We start from the raw sequence: 19,209 nt of genomic DNA on the forward strand, positions 1-19,209 counted from the left end.
TCCTGGCATTCAGGAGAGATTACCTATCTTGTAGGAGGCCGACAAACCAGATAAATTGCCGGTTTGCGTTAGCTTATCTCTTATATGAAACGGACCTTGCCGCCGCTGAACGCGCTGCGGGCCTTCGAGGCCGCGGGCCGGCTGGGCAGCATCAAGAAGGCCGCCGAGGAACTGCACGTCACGCATGGCGCGGTCAGCCAGCAGGTCCGCCTGCTCGAAGCGTGGCTGGGCGCCACGCTGTTCGAGCGGCAGCACCGGCGCGTCGTGCTGACGCCCGCGGCGGCCGCTTACCTGGAAGAGATCGGCCCGCTGTTCGACCAGGTCTCGCGGGCGACGGCGAAGTACGGCATCGTGAATCCGGTGGCGCGGACGCTGCGGGTGAACGCGCTGGCGACCTTCACCTTGCGCTGGCTCGTGCCGCGGCTATCCGGATTCCGGGACGCGCATGCGGGCATCGACGTCAAGCTCGAAACCTCGAACGAGCCGCTGGAAAGCCTGGAGGAAAACTGGGACGTCATCATTCGTGGCGGACCGGATACCTTCTATGGCTACGCGATGCGGCCTTTCCTCTCCGAGCAGAGGATTCCCGTATGCAGTCCCGCGCGGCTACGGCGCCATCCGCTCGCGGTTCCCGACGACCTGCGCGCCCATACCTTGCTGCATACCTCCAGCCTGCCGCGGCTCTGGCCGGACTGGCTCGCGAAAGCCGGAGTTCCCCGCCTCGAACCGGCGGCGACCCTGACCTTCGATCACTTCTATCTGACCTTGCAGGCCGCCGTCGACGGCGCCGGCGTCGCGGTGGGGCCGACGGCGCTGGCCGCCGCCGACCTGGCCGCGGGGCGCTTGGTCATGCCTTTTTCCGGCCCCTGGCTGCCGTCACGTAGTTATTGCGCCTACGTGCCGGAAGAGAAGGCGCGGGATGAACGGGTCATGCTGTTTTGCGCGTGGCTGGAGCGCGAAGGCGCGGCGGGAAGCGGGGAGCGATCCGGCTAGTCGAGTCAGAGGATGCCTTGCTCGGCATAGGGCCGGTTCGCTTCGATGCGTTCGTAGCCCATCCGCGTCAGGTCCAGTGTCCGAAACCGGCCGTCGACGATCAGTTCGGCGATCGCCTGCCCCGCGGCGGGGGCGTGCATCATGCCGTGTCCGGAGAAACCCGCGACGGTATAGAGATTCTTCAGCCGGGAATTCCAGGCGCCGATGACCGGGTTGCCGTCCAGTTCGTTCACTTCGTAGAGCCCCGACCAGGTGCGGTGGCATCTTGCCGCCTCCAGGGGAGGGAAGCGGTGGGCCACCGCGGGCCAGACGACGCGTTCGAAGTAATCGTGGTCGACGTCGAAATTGAAGCCGCGGCGCTCGTCGCCATCGACCAGGCCGCCGGAAAAACCGTTGCCCTCGGAGCGGAAGGCCAGCCGGCTCAGGTCCTTCACGTAGGGCAGTTTTTCGATGGGATTGCCGGCGGTGAAATAGTGCTCGAAGCGGCGCATCGGTGAAATGGGAAGAGGCATGTCGAACATCCCGGCGACCCGCCCCGACCAGGCGCCCGCGCAGTTGACGAAGGCCTCCGCGTCGATGCGTCGCCCGCTCTCCAGCTTGACGGCGAGGGCTTGCCCCGTGGAATATTCCGCGCCGACGACTTTGTCCTCGATGTACACCGCGCCCAGTTCGACGGCCTTGCGGCGATAGCCCCAGAGCAGGCCGTTCGGATCGCACCAGCCGTCTTCGGGCGTATGGGCGCCGGCGCCGAGGTCGTCGACGTTGATGGAGGGGAAACGTTCCTTTAGCTCACTGGGTTTCAGGAAGTCCACGCGCCCGCCGTGCGAACGCTGCCTGTCGACGTTTGCTTCCAATAGCGGAATCTTGTCGGGCGGGACGAGAAAGAGATAGCCTCCTTGCACCCAGTCGACCGGCGCGGCGCGGTCCGCGGTCGCCATGGTCGATTCGAAGCGCTTGATGGCGTCGAGACTGCGCAGCGACATTTCGATGTTCTCGGGACAGGAGAACTGGATCCGGCAGCCGCCGGAGGCGCGCAGGGTGGATGCGAATTCATAGGTCGAATCGGGCTCGATCACCGCGACGCGGATGCCCGGGGCCATGTCCAGGATGTTGTAGGCGGTGCTGGATCCGACGATCCCGCCGCCGATGATCACCACATCGAATTTCTGCCGTTCCTGCGATAGGCCTTGCGTCATGACGGGGTCCTTGTGCTACATGTTGAACGAAAGGTATCCGGGTTTGGGACCCATGTGCATCGGTGGATGCCCGCGGTTTCAGGTAGTCGGCATGACGCCGGCACGGATGCGCCAGTTTCCCTCTTCCATGAGCCTCGCCTCGGCGTTCCGCCGACATTCTAAAAAGCGATGTTTCGAAGGGAAAAATATTCGCTTTTGTTCTCGATCCGGCTTCCGTACAGTGTGAACGCCGATAGATCAGAGACCGACAAGGCGCGCGCCCGGCATGACGCGCCGGCAGGTGGAGTGAAGATGACGTTCAAGGTAAGCCGACTGGACCTGTGGGTCCACCCCGATTTCGATGCGCTGACGCGCGCGTTCGCCGAGCTTTCCATTCTTCCCGCGCGGGGGAATGATGCGGCGACACGCGCGGCGCTGCGCGAATCTCACGCCTATCTCGTTTCGGCCGCGCGCGACGAGCTGCCGCCCGCGTGGTTCGTTTCGCGCGAGTTGCTGCGCGATTGCCCGGACCTGCTGTGCGTCGCGTCCTCGGGCGCCGGCTATGACACGGTCGACGTTCCCGCGTGTACGGAGGCCGGCGTCGCCGTCGTCAACCAGGCGGGCATGAACGCGGATTCCGTCGCCGAACATACCTTCGCCTTGCTGCTGGCGGTCCAGCGGCGCATCGTGCTCTCGCACGACAAGCTGCGCACCCGCTCCGGCTTCAGCCGCGAATCGCTGATGGGCCACGAAATCAAGGGCACGCGAATCGGACTGGTCGGAATCGGCCAGATCGGCCGCCGTGTCGTCGGCATCGCCAACGGCTTCGGCATGGAGGTCTGTGCCTACGACCCGCTGTTGGACGAGCGTGCCATCCGCGAGCGCGGCGCCGAACCGGTGAGCCTGGAAACCCTGCTGGCGACCTCGGACGTCGTGTCGCTGCATTGCCCGTTGAATGCGCAAACGCGAGGCATGATCGGCGCGCGGGAATACGCCGCCATGAAGCCGACGGCCGTCTTCATCACGACGGCGCGCGGCGGCATTCATGACGAAGACGCGCTGGAGGACGCGCTCGCTTCCGGGCATCTGGCCGGCGCCGGCCTGGACGTATGGCGGCAGGAGCCGCCGCCCAACGATGCGCCGCTGCTGCAACGCGAGAACGTGGTGGCCTCGTTTCATACGGGCGGCGTTACGTACGAAGCCCGCCGCAATGTCGCGCGCGGCGCGGCGGGGCAGTTCCGGACGATGCTCGGCGGCGAACGTCCGGTTCGCCTGGTCAATCCCGAGGTATGGCCGCGATTCCTGGAGCGGCTGGCCAAATACTAGGCCGACGAGTACATCGCCTTGCCGGCGCACGCCAGGTGCGCCTTCAAGATGGCCGCCTGGGACGATTCGGTGATGTAGAGCTCGCGATTGTCCTTACCGCCGAAGGCGATGTTGGTGGTCAGCTTGCCGGCCGGCGAATCTATCCGCAGCAGCGGCTCGCCGGCCGGCGAAAACGACCATACGCATCCCAGCCCCGCGTGCGCGACCAGCAGGCCGCCATCGGCCGCCAGCGCCAATCCGTCGGGGCCCACGCCTCCCGACATCTGGATGAACCGTCCTACCTTCGTCGCCAGGCCGTCGCGGCCGAGCGGCACGCGCCAGATACTGTTGTCCCGCGTCACGGCCAGGTAGAGCGCGCGTTCATCGAGGTCCATCACCAGGCCGTTGGGGCTGGGAACGTTGGACAGCAGGCAGGTCAAATTACCCTTCGCATCCAGGCGGAACACGCGCCCGGTAGGATCGTGCAAGCCGGTAAGCCCCTGGTCCGTGAAGTACAGGTCGCCGTTGGCGGCGAAGAACAGATCGTTCACCGCCTTGAAGCGCTCCGTGCCATGGCGTTCCAGTATCGGTTCGATGCTGCGCCGTTCGCGGTCGAAGCGCATGATGCCGTGCTTGTGGTCCGCGACGAAAATGCGGCCGTCCTTGTGGATCTTCAAGCCGTTGGGCCATCCGTCGTATTCGATGCGGACCTCGAATTCGCCTTGGGGATTCACCGTCAGGATGCGGCCGTTGACGACGTCCACGCACCACAGCGTCCCGTCCTCGTCGAAGCTGGGACCCTCCAGGAAACTGGGCGCCGCCAGGCCCGCGGGCTGCAAGGCGTTCCAGCCGGAGCCGGGCGTTCCGGTGCGCAGCGCATCGGGAAGGGTCGCGAAGATTTGCGCGGTGATGCGGGGAGGGGGTGCGAACATCGTCATGCCCTGCTGATGTGGATGGAGGAATCGGCCCCGGCGCCCACCGGCCGGCGGGTGCAGAACGCCGAGAGCACGGCGCCGGTGACGAGCAGCGCGCCGGTGACGACGAAGGCCATGGCGAAGTGGCCGGTGCTGCCGACGACGTACCCGGTAACGATGGGCGCCAGCAAGCCGAAGATATTCCCGCTGGTGCTGATGAAGCCGATCGCGGTGCCCACGTCCGCTTCATGGTCCATCAGGTCGTTGACCAGCGACAGGTTCAGGGAAACGGCCGAGGCGCAGGCCGCGAGCGAAAGGGTGATGACCGCCAGGATGGGCCAGATGTCCCCCAGTTGGGGCACGATGAAGATGATGGCCGAGCAGAGCAGGGTCGTGGCCACGGCAAGGCGCCGCTGGCCCTGGCGGATCCGCTCGGGATTGAGCAGCGCGTCACTGATTCGCCCGATGACGACGGCGAGCACGGCGGCGCCCAGATAGGGAATCGCGGTGTAGATGCCGCTCTTGAGTATCGTCAGGCCGCGTTCCGCCTGCAGGTAGCCCGGCAGCCAGGTCAGGAAGAAGTAGGTGGCGTACACGGCGCAACCGTGCGACAGGGCAATCGCCCACATCGTGGGAGAACGCGCGATGCCGGCGAGTCCCTGGGGCTGTCCCGTCTTGCTTCCCGACGTCGAGGCAGCCTCGTCGGCCGTGATGGTGTCCAGCTCCTCGCGGCTGAGCCACGACACCCGCGCCGGGTTGCCATACCACTTCAGCCAGGCGGCCAGCCAGACGAAGCCGATGACGCCGGCGACGATGAAAGCGGCGCGCCAGCCGAGCACGGTGATCAGCCAACCGAAGCAGAGCGCCCCGACCGCGGGCCCGACCAGGCTGCCGCTATGGAATACGGCGGTGGCCAGGCCGCGTTCCTTCGCGGGCATCCAGTCCCGTATGACGCGGGCGCCGGCGGGGTAGGTGGTTGCCTCGCCCAATCCCATCGCCAGGCGGAACGCGAGCAGGGACGCGTAGCCCGTGGCGATGGCGGTGAAGCCGGTGGCGAGGGACCACAGGCCGATGCCGTAACCGTTCACCCGCTTGGGTCCGTAGCGGCCGACGAGATAGCCCATGGGGATCAGCGCGATGAAGTACAGCCAGGTGAAGGAGGAGAAAAGATAGCCCATCTGCACCGGGGAAATATCGAACTCCTGCTTCAGCGCCGAGGCGCCGATGGACATGGAGACCCGGTCGATATAGTTGATCAGCGTCAGGGTGAAGAGGAAAAGGTATATCCAGAGCCTGCGTTTTGGGACGCGTGTTTGGTTTTCCATGATCATTCTTTGGGAATCTGGGCGGCGATGGCGCGAAGCGCGGGCGCTTGCTTGCTCAAGGACGCCTGCCATTCGGCGCCGGGAAGATAGGCCAGTACGGGCGCGTCGTTGCTGGCGGCCTTGATGAAGGCCGGGTCGGCGATGCTGTCCGCGATCGCCTTCTGCAACCGGGCGACCACGTCGGCGGGCGTTCCCTTGGGCGCGGCGAACCCGCGTTCCGACGTCATCGTCACCGCGTAGCCGGTCTCGGTCGCGGTGGGCACGTCGGGCAGGGCCTGCGAGCGCTGCGTGCCGAACTGCGCGATGGCCCGCAGGTCCGACGCGCCGCTTCGAAGTTCAGGAACCTCGCCCGCGCTGACGAAGGCATAGTCCACATGGCCGCCGAGAACGGCGGTCTTGGATTCGGAGGTGCCCTTGAAGGGCACCTCGTTGAACGTCGCGCCCGAGTCGTTCTGGAGTTGCTTGAGCGCCAGGTGGCCGTTGGTGCCGATGCCGTTGTATCCGCAGGACAGGGTCTTCGGGCTCTTCTTCAGCGCCTCGACGATTCCCGCCAGGGTGGTGGCCTTGACCTCGCGCTTGGCGATAAGCACGGTGGGATCGTTGACCACGCGGGCGACCAGAGTGAAGTCTTCGGGGCGATACTGCGTCTTCTTGTACAGGGGCAGAAAGTTGAACCCCGGGACATTGACGATGCCCAGGGTGTAGCCGTCCGGCTTGGCGCGCGCGACGTAGGCGTTGGCGATCTCGCCGGAGGCGCCGGGCTTGTTCAGGACCACGACCCTGGCATGGCCTCCCAGCCGTTTCTCGATGAAAGGCGCCAGCGCGCGCGCCATCAGGTCGGTGCCGCCTCCCGCGGAAAAGCCGACCACGACTTCGATCGGCTGGTCGTCGGGCCAGGCGGCGTGCGCCATGGGCGCGGCGCTCGCCAGCGCGAAGGCGACGGATAGGGCGCGCAAGGGCGCGTATGGACGTGGCATCGATAGTCTCCGGATTTTGTTCGAGTCTGGTGAACGCAATCATGGGACAGTCGGCCATGCGCTGGAAAGCGATTTAAACGACTTGGCTTTTATTCGGAAAAGGAATCAGATGCCAAAATCTAGGATCGTCGCGCGACGGGCGGGGCGGGCGGCCCATCGGAGAAATCGACCGCTTCGCGCACGAAATCCCGCAGCGTCTGGAGCATGCCGCGCGTATCGTCCCGCCGCGAGAGAAAGCAGTAGTTCAGCGTGGGCAAGGGCGGATCGCTGGCCAGCTCGACCAGCGATCCCTGCTGGACCCAGGTGCCCATGTAATCGGTCGGGAGAAAGCTGATGCCCACGCCGGCGACGGTCAGTCCGGTAATCGCCATGAGGCTGTTGCAGGCGAGGATGCGCTGCACCTGGAGTCCCTGCGCCGCGGCCCAGGCGTCGAAGGCGCGCGTGAGCCCCGAGTCCTCCGTCATCGTGATGACGGGGTGGCGCTCGAAGTCCTCGGCGCGCAGTTTCCTGCTCCTGCCCATGCGCGCGGGCGATCCCATCCAGGAGAAACGGACCTCGCTCATGACCTCGGCCTGAAGGTCGCTGTCCGGCGACGGGCCGGGCGACACGGCGAAGTCCAGCTCGCCGCGCGATACCCGCCGCTCGAGCTGGCGCGCCAGGTCGACGTAGGGGCGCAGGACCAGGTTCGGATGGGCGTCGCGGAGCATCGCGACGAACCGGGGCAGCCAGGTGAGCGAACCCAATTCGCTGATGCCGAACTTGCACACGCCGTGCAGTCCTTCCGGCGCCGAGACCAGCGCTTTCACCGTATCGCTCAAGGACAGCATCTGATTCGCCAGCGGGACGGTGCGCTGTCCCAGGTCGGTCAGGACCGCGCGCTGGCTCGAGCGGTCGAAAAGCGGCGCGCCCAGGGATGCCTCCAACTCGGCGATCCGCTTGGAAAGCGACGACTGCGTCACGTGCAGCCGCTCGGCCGCGATGGCGAAGCTTCCCAGCTTCGCCGCCCAATAGAACGCTTCGAGTTGCTTGAGGGTCATGGGAATCCGAAGGCCAATGGCCGGCCGGGCTCGAATCGAGCGATGGGCCCGATATTAGCAATCCGCCGGGCATCGCGGCCGCGGTTGTCGATCGCGATGACGCGGCCGGGCGGCACGTCGTCCGGGCGTGCCGGCCCGCTTATTCGATGGTGATGTTGGCCTTGCGGATGACGGGCTGCCAGTAGTCGGCGTCCTTGCGCACATGCCGGTCCAGTGCGTCCGGGGTGAGATACCAGGGCGTGACGCCGGCCGCGGCCAGCGCGTCCTTGACCTTCTTCGTTTCCAGCGCCTGGTGCGCGGCGCCGGTCAGCGCCTGGAGCACGTCTTTCGGCGTGCCCGACGGCGCAAACAGGGCGACCCAGGCCTCCAGCTCGAACCCCGGAAAGCCGGCCTCGGCGGTGGTCGGCACGTCGGGAAGCATGGGTATGCGGGATTTCGCGGCGACCGCGAGCGGGCGCAACTTGCCGGTCGTGACGAAGCCCGCCAGCGACGGCGGCGTCGCCACCGTCATTTGCACGTTGCCGCTCAGCACGTCCTGAATGGCGGGACCGGCGCCCTTGTAGGGCACGTGGGTGATCTGGATTCCTGTCTTTTGCTTGAAGAGTTCCATGCCGATGTGCGGCACCGATCCATTGCCGGACGTCGCGTAATTGAGTTCGCCGGGATGCGCGCGGGCGTAGTCGACCAGCTCCTTCATGCTGTGGACCGGCACCTTGGGATTGACGGCCACGACGTGCGGCGAGGACACGAGCATCGCGACGCCGGAAAAATCCTTGAAGGGATCCCACTCCAGCTTGTGGAACATGACCGGATTGCCGACGTGGAACATGGAATAGCTCGCCAGCACCGTGTAGCCGTCCGGGGCGGAGCGCGCCACATAGGAAAAGGCGATATTGCCGCTGGCGCCCGCGCGGTTCTCGACGATGATGGGCTGCTTGAGTATCTCGGCCATGGGCGGCGTAATGATGCGGACGACTTGATCGATAATGCCGCCCGGCGGGACCGGTACGACGACGCGGATCGGCTTGTCCGGATACGGGGCTGCCCGCGCGGGAAGCATCGTGCTTGCGGCCGCGAGCGTGATCGCCAGGGCCGCCTTGTAGGCAATGCTGGGCATGGTGTCTCCAGTAATAATTATTTGAGTAGTATCTGTAATTATAGAAATGGGCAGTAAAATTATCAATATGGATCAACCTGCAAGCCCCTCCGGCAACACGCCCGAGCGCATCCGGGCGCTCATCGAACAGGAAATCGCCGACGGCGCGCTGCCTCCCGGGATGCTGTTGGACGAAAAAGCCTTGGCCGCGCGGTTTGGCGTCTCCCGCACGCCGATACGCGAAGCCTTGTTGATGCTGGCCGCGCGCAAGCTGGTGGTGACGGTTCCGCGGTCCGGCACCTTCGTATATAAGCCGGGCGCCGCCGAACTCATCGCGCTGCTCGAATACCTGGGCGAACTGGAGGGCGTGGCGGCGCGGCTGTCGGCGCAGCGCATGAGCGCGGCGCAGCGCGACGAGCTGCGCCGCGTGTATGAGATTTCGCTCGGCCAGGCGCGCGACAACGACCGGCCGGCCTATGAGGCGTCCAACCTGGCCTTGCACCGGCTGATTTATGCCGGCAGCGCCAATGCGATCGTGCGCGACGAGATCGAGGAGGCGCGGCTGAAGCTATCCAACTTCCGCCGAAACGTCTTCGACCAGCCGGGCCGCCTGCAGGTGTCCAGCGCGGAGCACGAGCCTCTGGTTCGAGCGATCTGCGCGGGCGACGGGGAGGCGGCGGCCAAGGCGATGCGCGATCACATCATCGGCAAGGGCAAGGCCTTTGCCGATCTGGTGCTGGCGAATTCACAGTGATGGCGTATTGAACTGAACGCCATGGGGGGCGTCACGGGCTGCTTTTTGCGGAGAACGCTTTTCAAGCGACAGTGCATTCGTTCGTCAGACTCCGCGAATCGCAGCCACAGCGGCAGCTCCCGCTTTCGCCACCTGAGCGTGGGGATGAGCGCGGCACTGTTCGGCGATGCGCAGCAAGTCCGGCCTCGGCCGCTTCCTGATCTCGATTGCTATTGCCTCCGCCAGGAAAAAATTGTCTGCGACGGCCATGCGATTCAGCAACGCATAATCGTAGAGATCAAGACTGGGGATCAATTGAACCGCAACGTCCTCACCTTCGTCATCCTTGCAGAGCGTCTCGATGAAGTTGACCAACCCAGGTTGGTCCTGGCACAAGGGAGAGAGAACTGGATGCAGATCACTTAGGACGCCTCTTTCCTCCAACGCCCGTTCTACCGCGGCGACGAAGTGCGTGAGGGACTCAAACACGACTCGCGTGTCGCCGTCGTGGCTGAGATAAAGTATCTGCCCAGCGATCGGCGATTTCGTCGCAAAAACATGGTGATTGCTGGTCTCAGGATCGTCCAGAACGAAGCCACCGAGCGCTTCAATTGTTGGATGTCCGCTGAATAGTTCGGTAGTTTTCTGGACCTTACCCCTGGTGAGCAGGTTCACCTCATTGTGATATCGGCCAGAGTATTGACCAATTTCGACCCTTTCAAAATACACATCCAGTTCTGCGGTCCGGTCCATCGATAGCGCTCCGTGACGATGGTCCCAATTCTGGCATATCCGAAAGCATACGATTCCGAGCGGCAGCTTCTGGCCTGAAACAGTCCTCAACGAGAAGCCGATTTTGCCTGTCGGCGAGGTTCGGCGCGATATTCCAACTGCTCGCTAACGGCCATCGAACTCGATCTCCTCGGACACCACGCGTTCGATCAGACCAGGGCCTGAGCGCTTTCGCTTACGCGCTCGACGCGCCTGAATATCTCCCCTGATCTCAGGGAGCAGCGCCAGCGTTCCCGAGGTTGCCTTCAGTCTTCCGCCCTTGCGCGCGAAGCGTTGCATACCTGACTGCATTATGTTGCCACCTAAGTCCTTTTGATCGGACCGAGATGCCTGTAGGTATAAACCCTAAAGGCGTCAAAATATCGGCTTATCTACGCATATTTCCCTTGCCATGATTTCCATAAATGTATAATCTGACCATATAAATCATTAGGAGACTGCAATGACCATGCCGCCGGAGCCTCAGCGCCGACCCGGTGAACGCGCCTGGGTAGGGTGCCGTACCACCCGTGAGAGAGCGGCGCGAGGGAAGGGGATCACGGCGTTCTCCTGTACGGATAACGTGTGGTCCCCCTTGCAAGTTCTAGGGGGCGCGGACAATCCCTCCTACCTTTGCCTTGCAAGCGGCGGCGAAGCGCTGTACGCCGTGCATGGCGATGGTGGGACCGTCTCGGCGTTTGCGGTGCAGCCCGACGGGTCGCTGGCCCTGCTGAATCGGCAGGACTGCCGAGGCCGCAATCCCGTCCACCTGATTCTGTCCAGGTCGGGGCGTTGGTTGGTCGTTGCCAATTACGCAACGGGCTCCGTCGTCACCATTGGTGTCGAGGAAGATGGTCGGTTGAGTGGCGTGCGAGACCTGATCGAGTTGCCCGGAGAACCTGGGCCACACCGCCGACAGCAGCAGGGGTCGCATCCTCACCAACTCGTCATCCATCCTTCAGGCCGCTGGATCGCCGTGCCCGACAAGGGCTGCGATGTCATTCACGCCATCGCGTTGGACGAGGCTTCAGGCCTGTTGCGGCATCTTGCCATGACCGCCGTTGCACCGGGCAGCGGTCCGCGCCACCTGGCGTTCAGCAAGGATGGTCGCTACGCGTGGATCGTCTTGGAATTGACCAGCCAGGTACTCGCGGCGCGCGTGACAGACGACGGGGAGTTTCATGCCTTCCAGCGGTTGACTACCGTGCCCGCGTCGGAGACGGGCGAGAACACCGGCTCGGGAATCCTGATGGATCCGACTGGCCACGCGCTGTTCGTTTCCAATCGCGGCCACGGCAGCGTGGTGCGCTTTGCTATCGACCCAGCGACTGGTGAGTTGTCCTCGCCAGTTTGGCGCGACGCGGGCGGACGAGTGCCGCGTTTCATCACTTTCAGCCCCGACGGAGATGTTCTCGTCGCCAACGAAGACACAGACACGATTGTCCGCCTGTCGCCGTGCGTGGACATTCCGCCGATCATCGTTGCCCGCACTGGCAGTCCAGTCTGCATCGTTTTCCAGGAGTAGAGATTCATGAGCAGTCAAGATACCCAGGTTTCCGTCTGCGCGATGTACATGCGAGGCGGCACCAGCAAAGGCGTGTTCTTTGTCCCCGCCGATTTGCCGGCCTCTTGCCAGCAGCCGGGTCCCGCACGCGATGCGTTCATGCTGCGCGCCATCGGCAGTCCCGATCCGTATGAAAAGCATATCGACGGCATGGGGGCGGCGACGTCGAGCACCAGCAAGGTCGTCTTGATCTCCCGCAGCGAGCGTCCAGACTGCGATGTGGACTATCTGTTCGGGGCCGTGTCCATTGAATCTCCTGTCGTCGATTGGAGCGGCAACTGCGGCAACCTGACGTCGGCGGTGGGCCCGTTCGCCATCCATCGCGGATTGGTGCAGGCGCCTCGCGATGGCATCGCGACGATCCGGATCTGGCAGGCCAATCTGGGCAAGGTAATCATCTCCCATGTGCCGGTTGTCAATGGCCAGGTACAGGAACTGGGCGATTTTGAATTGGACGGCGTCACGTTCCCCGCCGCCGAAATCAAGTTGGAGTTTCTCGATCCGGGTGCGGATGGCGACGAAGCCGAAGGCGGGGCGATGTTTCCTACCGGAAACCGTCTTGACCAGTTAGAGGTCCCGGGCGTTGGCACGGTCGAGGCGACGCTCATAAATGCCGGTAATCCCGCCATCTTCGTGGACGCGAAGACGCTGGGGCTGAAAGGGACGGAAAGCCAGGCAGATATCAACGGCAATGCGGAATTGCTTTCCCGCTGCGAAGCCATCCGTGCCTATGCAACCGTCGCGATGGGCTTGGCCAGGACCGCGGAAGAAGCTACGCGCTCGCGCCCGCACACGCCGAAACTGGCGTTCGTGACAGGGCCGCAGACCTACACCGCATCGAGTGGCAAGGTCGTCCGTGCCGAAGATATCGACATCGTCGCGCGCATCTTTTCAATGGGAAAACTGCACCATGCCATGACCGGCACGGGGGCCGTCGCGATAGCGGTGGCCGCGTCGATTCCCGGAACGGTGGTGTCGCGCGCGGCGCCGCATGGGCACGCATCGGAAGTCCGTTTCGGCCATCCATCGGGATCACTGCGCGTCGGCGCCGAGGCGCGGCAGGAAGGCGAGGACTGGATCGTCTCCAAGGCGACCATGAGCCGAAGCGCCCGCCGGCTGATGGACGGAGTCATTTTCGTACCCGAATCGGTCCTCCAACGGTAATTGCCAGCGCGGCAGTTACGCTGCCAGGAAGAATCATGAACTACTCATCGCTTATCAAGAGCATGCCCATTGCGGGAAAAGACCTCCAATACGCCAGCATCGCCGAGTTCGAGCAGGTAGAAGCGTTACCTTTTTCCTTGCGAATTCTTCTGGAGAACCTCGTGCGCCAGGGCGCGCGTGGGGAGTCGGTGCAAGACGAAATTGCCGCGGTCCTGTCCCGTAAATCCGGCACCGGCATCAATTTCTACCCGGTCCGTGTCTTCGGGCAGGACATTCTGGGTCAGGTGATGCTCGTTGATCTGGCCGGCATGCGCGACGCCGTGGCCGATGCGGGCGGCGATCCCGGCCGCGTCAGCCCTAAAGTGCCTGTGGACGTGATTATCGACCACTCTCTTCAGGTGGATAAATGGGCGAGCCCCGATGCAAGGCGGGTCAACCTGGAAAAGGAGTACTCGCGCAATGGCGAGCGTTTCGCTTTCCTGCGCTGGTGCAGCAACAGCTTCGATGGCGTGCGTATCGTGCCACCCGGCAAGGGCATCATGCACCAGCTTCACCTGGAACGAATCGCCAGGGTCGTCTGGTTGGACAAGGCCGCGGACGGCTCCGTCCTGGCCATTCCGGACACCTGTGTCGGCACGGATAGCCACACCCCCATGGTGAACGGCCTGGGCGTGTTGGGTTGGGGCGTTGGTGGCATCGAAGCCGAGGCGGTCATGGTCGGAAAGCCCGTGGCGCTGGCATTGCCCGAGGTGGTGGGCATCGAAGTTCGCGGCCAGTTACGCGATGGCGTACTGCCGACGGATCTGGTCCTGGCCATTACCAAAAAGATGCGCGAGCTCGGCGTGGTCGGAAAGTTCGTCGAGTTCTTTGGTGCGGGTCTCGACGCGCTCTCGCTGGGCGATCGCGGAATGATAGCCAATATGGCGCCCGAATACGGCGCGACGGCGGTCTACTTCCCGGTAGATCGGATCACGCTCGATTATCTACGCATGACGGGCCGTGAGGCTGAAGACGTGGCGCTGGTCGAGGCGTACTACAAGGCGCAGAAGCTTTGGCGCGACGCATCGACCCCGGCGCCGGCCTTTGGGCAGACGGTGGTCATTGAGCTCGATTCCGTGCAGCCCTGTTTGGCGGGGCCGCGCAATCCGGAAGACCACATCGACCTCGGATCGGTCAGCGAAGCGTTCAAGCTGCACTATCGCGAGATCGCTCGTAAGCCGTTCGACCCGGCGCATAGGGTCCCGGTCACGGGTGAGACATTCACCCTGCACGATGGCGCCGTGGTCATCGCCGCGATCACGAGCTGCACCAATACCGCCAATCCGGTGAACATGATGGCCGCCGGCCTGGTGGCCAGGAAAGCGGTTGCGCGTGGCCTGCGGACTCAGCCCTGGGTCAAGACGTCGTTGGTTCCCGGTAGCCAGGTTACTGCCGCCGTCCTGGAAAAGGCGGGTCTGCAGGACGCGCTCGATACCCTTGGCTTCCAGATCGCCGGTTTCGGTTGCACCACCTGCAATGGTGGTTCGGGCCCGCTGCCCGAGCCGGTGGTGCAAGCCATTGAAGGTAATGGCATCGTCGCGACGGCCGTATTGTCTGGCAACCGCAACTTCGAAGGCCGGATTCATCCCAATGTCCGCGCGGCGTATCTCGGCTCACCCGCGCTTGTGGTTGTCCACGCGCTGACCGGCTCGCTGACCGTCAATGTGACGACGGATCCCATCGGCCAGGACCGGGAGGGCAAGAACGTTTACCTGAGTGATATCTGGCCAAGCGCGCAAGAGATACGCGACGCAGTGCAGGGTGTGTACGAGCCCGGGATCTTCAATGAAAAGTACGCGGATCTCTTCGACGGAGGCCAACCGTGGGATGCGCTTGCGGGCGAGGGCAGCGAGCGCTTCGATTGGCAGCCTGAAAGCACCTATATTCGCCGTCCCCCGTATTTCAAGGATTTGCCGCGCCATCCTTTACCGGTGAGCGACATCGTCGGTATGCGCCCCCTCGTCATTCTCGGCGACTCCGTAACGACGGATCACATTTCGCCTTCCGGGGCGATCAGCCTGGGTACGCCAGCCGCCGACTTCCTGATTTCCAAGGGTGTGCAGCAGCGCGACTTCAATAACTACACGACGCGCCGCGGCAACCACGATGTCGCCATCCGGGCAACGTTCGCAAACATCCGTTTGCGCAACCAGATGGTTCCGGGCGTGGAGGGCGGGGTGACGCGTCTCATGCCGGAGGGCGAACAGATGCGGATATTCGAGGCGGCGGAAGTATATCTGGAACGTCAAGTTCCGTTGGTCGTGCTTGCTGGAAAAAACTATGGTTGCGGCTCTTCGCGTGACTGGGCGGCCAAAGGCGTGGCGCTATTGGGGGTCAAGGCTGTGATCGCGGAGGGGTTTGAACGCATTCACCGCACCAATCTCGTTGGAATGGGCGTCTTGCCGTTGCAATTCGAGAAGGGCGTGAATGCGCAGACGCTCGGGTTGGATGGGAGTGAGACGATAGACGTGCTTGACCTGCACGACGATATCGAGGTCGGCGCCTCCGTTCGTGTGGTGTTCCGGCATGCGGATGGCCACGAGCAGACAGTGCGCGTGCAAGTGCGTCTGGATACGCGTGAGGACGTGGAGTATTGGCGCCATGGCGGCATCATGCCGCGTGTTTGGCGCGATTACCTCAATGAATCCGAAACGACTGTGCCGGCCTGACTCCAGCCTGCTTGCGTTAACTGGCCTTTATCGCCGTCAGTGGCGTGCCGGGCGTCGTACCTCTTTTTTTGAACAAACGAACTTTAGAAGTCGATCATTGGAGACAATCATGGAAAGTTTGAGCTTGCATCGCAGGCGCGCGCTGCGCGTCTTGGCCGCGGGTGGCGTATTCGCGGGCCTGCCTTCCCTGGCGTTCGCCAAGGAAAGTTATCCCGAAAAGCCGATCACGCTTATCGTGCCGCAGCCGGTTGGCGGTGATGCCGACGCGGTCTGCCGCATGCTGCAGCCGCAGTGGCAACAGGTGCTGGGACAGCCGGTCATCATCGACAACAAGGCCGGCGCAGCCGGGAATATCGGAACCAGCACCGGTGCGCGTGCGCCGAATGATGGCTACACCTATACGTTCGTGAATCAAGGGACGATGTCGATCAATCCTTTCCTCTACAAGAATCCAGGGTTCAAGGTCGAGTCGTTGATGCCTGTGAGTTGGCTTACGAGCAATGACCTCATCATCTGTGCCCATCCCTCCGTGGGCGCATCCAATCTGGCTGAGTTTCTTGCAAAGGCGCGCGCCAGGCCAGGCGAGTTCACGTACGGCACGGCAGGCAATGGGAGCGCGAACCATCTCGCCGGCGAGATGCTGAAGTCCATGGCCAAAGTCGATCTGGTCCACGTTCCCTACAAGGGTGGCGGCCCCGCAATCATCGGCGCCTTGGGTGGTGAAATATCGACCGTGGTGGCGTTTCCGATCGCCGCTTTGCCCCATATCAAGTCCGGCAAGCTCAAGGCCCTCGCCGTGACAGGGCCGCGGCGTAGTCCTATTCTGCCGGATGTGCCTACCGTGCAGGAAAGCGGTGTCGCGGGCTACGAATTCGTGTCCTGGATGGGCATTGTGGCGCCCGAGGGAACGGCCGGAGACCGCATCGCGCGGTTCTCCGAAGCGACAGGTCAGGCCTTGCGGGACAGGACCGTCGCGGAGAGGCTGAAGGAAAGCATGATGGTGCCTTCCGGCGCCGGGCCGGACGCCTTTCGCGCGCAGATACAAGGCGAATCCCGCAAGTTATCGGCCTTGATTTCGCAACTGAAGCTGTCCATAGACTGAGGAGGGCGGCACCATGATCGGAACGGGAATGCAACGGGCGGGAGCGGCGCTGATGCTTGCCTTGGCGGCCGTCTGTGGGTCCGCGAAGGCGGCCGATTACCCTGATCGTCCAATCCGCCTGATCGCGCCGTTTCCCCCGGGCGGTTTCACGGATGTGGTCACGCGGCGAGCCGCCGTCACGTTGTCCAAAGAGCTCGGGCAGTCGGTTGTGGTGGAGAACAAGCCGGGGGCGGGTACGAACATCGGGACGGAGTATGTTGCGCGGGCAGCGCCGGATGGATATACGCTGTTGGTGGGAACGTCCAGCCTGGCAATCAATCCGACGCTCTATCCTCGCTTGGCTTTCGATGCCCAGAGGGACCTGCGGCCTGTCGGCATCCTCTCGACGACCGGATACACGTTGATCGCGAACAACGATTTTCCGGCATCGACGACGACGGACCTGCTGGCTTATGCCAAAAAGCATCCAGGTGAAGTGGCTTTCGGATCTTCGGGCAACGGTGCGGTCAACCATCTCGCCGCGGTGATGTTCATGCAGCAGGCGGACATCAAGATGCAACACATCCCTTATCGAGGCAGCCAGGCCGCGATCACGGACTTGCTGGGTGGCCGGATACAACTCTTCTGGGCGTCGACGCTGGAGGCCTTGCCTCTGGTTGCCGGGCATCGGGCCAAGGCGTTCGGTGTGACGGACGCCGCGCCTGTCAAGGCCTTGCCGGGTGTCGCCGCGCTTGGGGCGGTGGTGCCGGGCTATGAAGTGAAGTACTGGATGGGCCTGTTCGCGCCAGCAGGCGCCAGCGATGAAATCGTCAGCCGCCTTTCACATGCCCTTCAGGCCGCCGCAAACGAGCAAGGGCTGAAGGATTATCTGATTCAGAGTGGCGCGCAGAGCGAATACATGCCTCCACAGGATGCCGCGAAGTTGTTGCGTGACGATACCGTCCGCTGGGGGCGCGTCGTCAAGGCTTCGGGCGCAAAGGTGGAGTGAGGGAGGGCAGGACATGGCCCCGGTTCAGCTCGCTGGTCATGTGCTGCCGCTTGAGGCGCCGCGGGAATTGACGTCGGCCTTGGCGGCCTGGCTTGGCTGGTAGTGCGTAAAATGCGTGCTATGGATAATCCGATTGCTGATCTGTCGCCCGTCCAGGCTCGTGTCGTACGGGAAATCATTGCGCTTGTCCGGCGAGAAAACTGGCAGGCGGGGGCTGCCTTGCCGGAGGTGTTACTCGCCGAGGCAATCGGCACCTCGCGTACGCCTGTGAAAGTTGCTCTGCGCCATTTGGCCACTTTGGGCGTTGCGCGGCAGGATACGAACCGTCGATATATGCTTGCGCGAGATGCCGTCGCCCTTGACGACGTCGTGGAGGACGTGGCCGCGTCGCCTGATGATCCGCTATACCTGCAGATCGCGGAAGCTCGCCAATCAGGAAAATTGCCGGAAGAAGTAAGCGAGGCCGAACTGATGCGAGTATTCGATGTCGCTCGCAGTACGCTACGCAAGGTGCTTGCGCGTATATCGAACGAAGGCTGGGTCGAGCAGCGGGTTGGTAGCGGTTGGGTCTTCTTGCCTATGATCGATTCCCCGCAGGCCTACGAAGAAAGCTACCTTTTTCGGCAGTCCGTAGAGCCCGCCGCGCTATTGAGCCCTTGGTTCAAGGTGGACCGGGAAGAACTGGTCAAATTACGGCGCGAGCAGGAATTCATCGTCAATGGTGGCTATGAGACGATGACGGCTATTGAATTGTTCGAGGCCAACAGTCGTTTCCATGAGACCCTCGCGCTCTGGTCTGGGAATCGCTTTGTCTTGCAGACCGTCCGAAGGCTCGATCAACTGCGCCGCCTGGTGGAGTACCGGCAAGCGGCTACGCGGCGGCAAGCGAGGCACACTCAGGCCACCGAGCACCTGACTATATTGGCGGCCATAGAAAGGCAGGACTTGATTGAGGCCGCGGGATTGATGCGCAAGCATCTGGAAGACGCAAGACGAGCCAAGGTCTATGGCAGCGAAGGGGTGTTTGGCGATTCCGGGGTCCAAACCAATCGCACGACGTCTTGAGCTAAGTTCTCACGATAATCGGCTTGCTGAGCGGGTGTCATCGAGCTTGACGCCGCGTCAGTATGCCCGGTCGTCCAAGGCGCGAGACGTGAATTCCGCGCCACGCGTTTCGCGTAGGCGCTACGCGTCCTTTCTAAAAGGATCATCACGGAGCGGCCGCGGCAGGGACTTTTGGCGAGGATGAGTGCAGGTTGCGCGCATCGAGGAGCCAGGCGGCGCCGAGATCGTCCAGAACGGCGAAGTCATCCTCTATTCTCCAGTGCCCGGGGACAAGCTGGCCCTACGGTAAGCA

16 protein-coding genes are annotated in these 19,209 nt (G+C 63.3%); 9 read left to right on the forward strand and 7 right to left on the reverse strand.

Translation table 11 applies throughout. The features are described 5' to 3' along the window. The first annotated feature begins 84 nt into the window (after window positions 1-84). Window positions 85-993, forward strand: a complete 909-nt coding sequence (gene gcvA / locus CAL29_RS14120) for a transcriptional regulator GcvA (RefSeq protein ID WP_094853614.1) — start codon at window positions 85-87, stop codon at window positions 991-993. Between the two features lie 5 nt (window positions 994-998). Here gcvA and CAL29_RS14125 read toward each other — a convergent pair whose 3' ends face one another. Further along, window positions 999-2,189, reverse strand: coding sequence for an NAD(P)/FAD-dependent oxidoreductase (locus CAL29_RS14125; protein ID WP_094853615.1), 1,191 nt, complete (start codon window positions 2,187-2,189; stop codon window positions 999-1,001). A gap of 291 nt (window positions 2,190-2,480) precedes the next feature. Here CAL29_RS14125 and CAL29_RS14130 point away from each other — a divergent pair, with 291 nt between their 5' ends. Then, the gene (locus tag CAL29_RS14130; protein ID WP_094853616.1) at window positions 2,481-3,494 is read left to right on the forward strand and encodes a hydroxyacid dehydrogenase; all 1,014 of its coding nucleotides are present in this window, start codon (window positions 2,481-2,483) and stop codon (window positions 3,492-3,494) included. On the opposite strand, the gene CAL29_RS14135 is transcribed toward CAL29_RS14130, so the two are convergent. From CAL29_RS14135 to CAL29_RS14155, 5 genes are all read right to left on the reverse strand, one after another. Then, window positions 3,491-4,405 carry an SMP-30/gluconolactonase/LRE family protein gene (locus tag CAL29_RS14135; protein WP_094853617.1) on the reverse strand — a complete coding sequence of 305 codons (915 nt, stop codon included), beginning with the start codon at window positions 4,403-4,405 and terminating at the stop codon, window positions 3,491-3,493. The two genes, CAL29_RS14130 and CAL29_RS14135, sit on opposite strands and share 4 nt — an antisense overlap. Before the next feature lie 2 nt (window positions 4,406-4,407). Next, window positions 4,408-5,712 (reverse strand): MFS transporter, encoded by a 1,305-nt coding sequence (locus CAL29_RS14140; protein WP_094853618.1) that lies wholly within the window; start codon window positions 5,710-5,712, stop codon window positions 4,408-4,410. A gap of 2 nt (window positions 5,713-5,714) precedes the next feature. After that, window positions 5,715-6,689 carry a tripartite tricarboxylate transporter substrate binding protein gene (locus tag CAL29_RS14145; RefSeq protein ID WP_094853619.1) on the reverse strand — a complete coding sequence of 325 codons (975 nt, stop codon included), beginning with the start codon at window positions 6,687-6,689 and terminating at the stop codon, window positions 5,715-5,717. A 119-nt stretch (window positions 6,690-6,808) separates the two neighbouring features. Continuing rightward, a complete protein-coding gene (locus CAL29_RS14150; protein ID WP_094853620.1) occupies window positions 6,809-7,726 on the reverse strand; it encodes a LysR family transcriptional regulator in 918 nt (305 codons plus the stop codon). A gap of 139 nt (window positions 7,727-7,865) precedes the next feature. Further along, a complete protein-coding gene (locus tag CAL29_RS14155) occupies window positions 7,866-8,843 on the reverse strand; it encodes a Bug family tripartite tricarboxylate transporter substrate binding protein (RefSeq protein WP_094853621.1) in 978 nt (325 codons plus the stop codon). A 67-nt stretch (window positions 8,844-8,910) separates the two neighbouring features. On the opposite strand from CAL29_RS14155, the gene CAL29_RS14160 reads away from it, so the two are divergent. Continuing rightward, complete coding sequence (locus tag CAL29_RS14160; RefSeq protein WP_179284024.1) at window positions 8,911-9,576, forward strand: GntR family transcriptional regulator; 666 nt, start codon at window positions 8,911-8,913, stop codon at window positions 9,574-9,576. A gap of 84 nt (window positions 9,577-9,660) precedes the next feature. Here the strand turns inward: CAL29_RS14160 and CAL29_RS14165 are convergent, their stop codons facing one another. Further along, window positions 9,661-10,308: a hypothetical protein gene (locus CAL29_RS14165; protein ID WP_094853623.1), complete on the reverse strand. Its 648-nt coding sequence runs from the start codon at window positions 10,306-10,308 to the stop codon at window positions 9,661-9,663. A 481-nt stretch (window positions 10,309-10,789) separates the two neighbouring features. On the opposite strand from CAL29_RS14165, the gene CAL29_RS14170 reads away from it, so the two are divergent. From CAL29_RS14170 to CAL29_RS14195, 6 genes are all read left to right on the forward strand, one after another. Further along, a complete protein-coding gene (locus CAL29_RS14170) occupies window positions 10,790-11,851 on the forward strand; it encodes a lactonase family protein (RefSeq protein WP_094853624.1) in 1,062 nt (353 codons plus the stop codon). A 6-nt stretch (window positions 11,852-11,857) separates the two neighbouring features. After that, window positions 11,858-13,054 carry a 2-methylaconitate cis-trans isomerase PrpF gene (prpF, locus tag CAL29_RS14175; protein WP_094853625.1) on the forward strand — a complete coding sequence of 399 codons (1,197 nt, stop codon included), beginning with the start codon at window positions 11,858-11,860 and terminating at the stop codon, window positions 13,052-13,054. 35 nt (window positions 13,055-13,089) lie between these two features. Next, the gene (acnA, locus tag CAL29_RS14180) at window positions 13,090-15,762 is read left to right on the forward strand and encodes an aconitate hydratase AcnA (RefSeq protein WP_094853626.1); all 2,673 of its coding nucleotides are present in this window, start codon (window positions 13,090-13,092) and stop codon (window positions 15,760-15,762) included. A 109-nt stretch (window positions 15,763-15,871) separates the two neighbouring features. Continuing rightward, entirely contained in the window at window positions 15,872-16,864 is a 993-nt protein-coding gene (locus tag CAL29_RS14185) for a Bug family tripartite tricarboxylate transporter substrate binding protein (protein WP_179284025.1), read from the forward strand. Window positions 16,865-16,877: 13 nt separating this feature from the next. Then, entirely contained in the window at window positions 16,878-17,852 is a 975-nt protein-coding gene (locus CAL29_RS14190; RefSeq protein WP_094853628.1) for a tripartite tricarboxylate transporter substrate binding protein, read from the forward strand. Between the two features lie 120 nt (window positions 17,853-17,972). Further along, window positions 17,973-18,917: a GntR family transcriptional regulator gene (locus CAL29_RS14195; RefSeq protein WP_094853629.1), complete on the forward strand. Its 945-nt coding sequence runs from the start codon at window positions 17,973-17,975 to the stop codon at window positions 18,915-18,917. The last annotated feature ends 292 nt before the right edge of the window (window positions 18,918-19,209 follow it).

This window comes from Bordetella genomosp. 10, from assembly GCF_002261225.1.
Taxonomy (GTDB): domain Bacteria; phylum Pseudomonadota; class Gammaproteobacteria; order Burkholderiales; family Burkholderiaceae_B; genus Bordetella_C.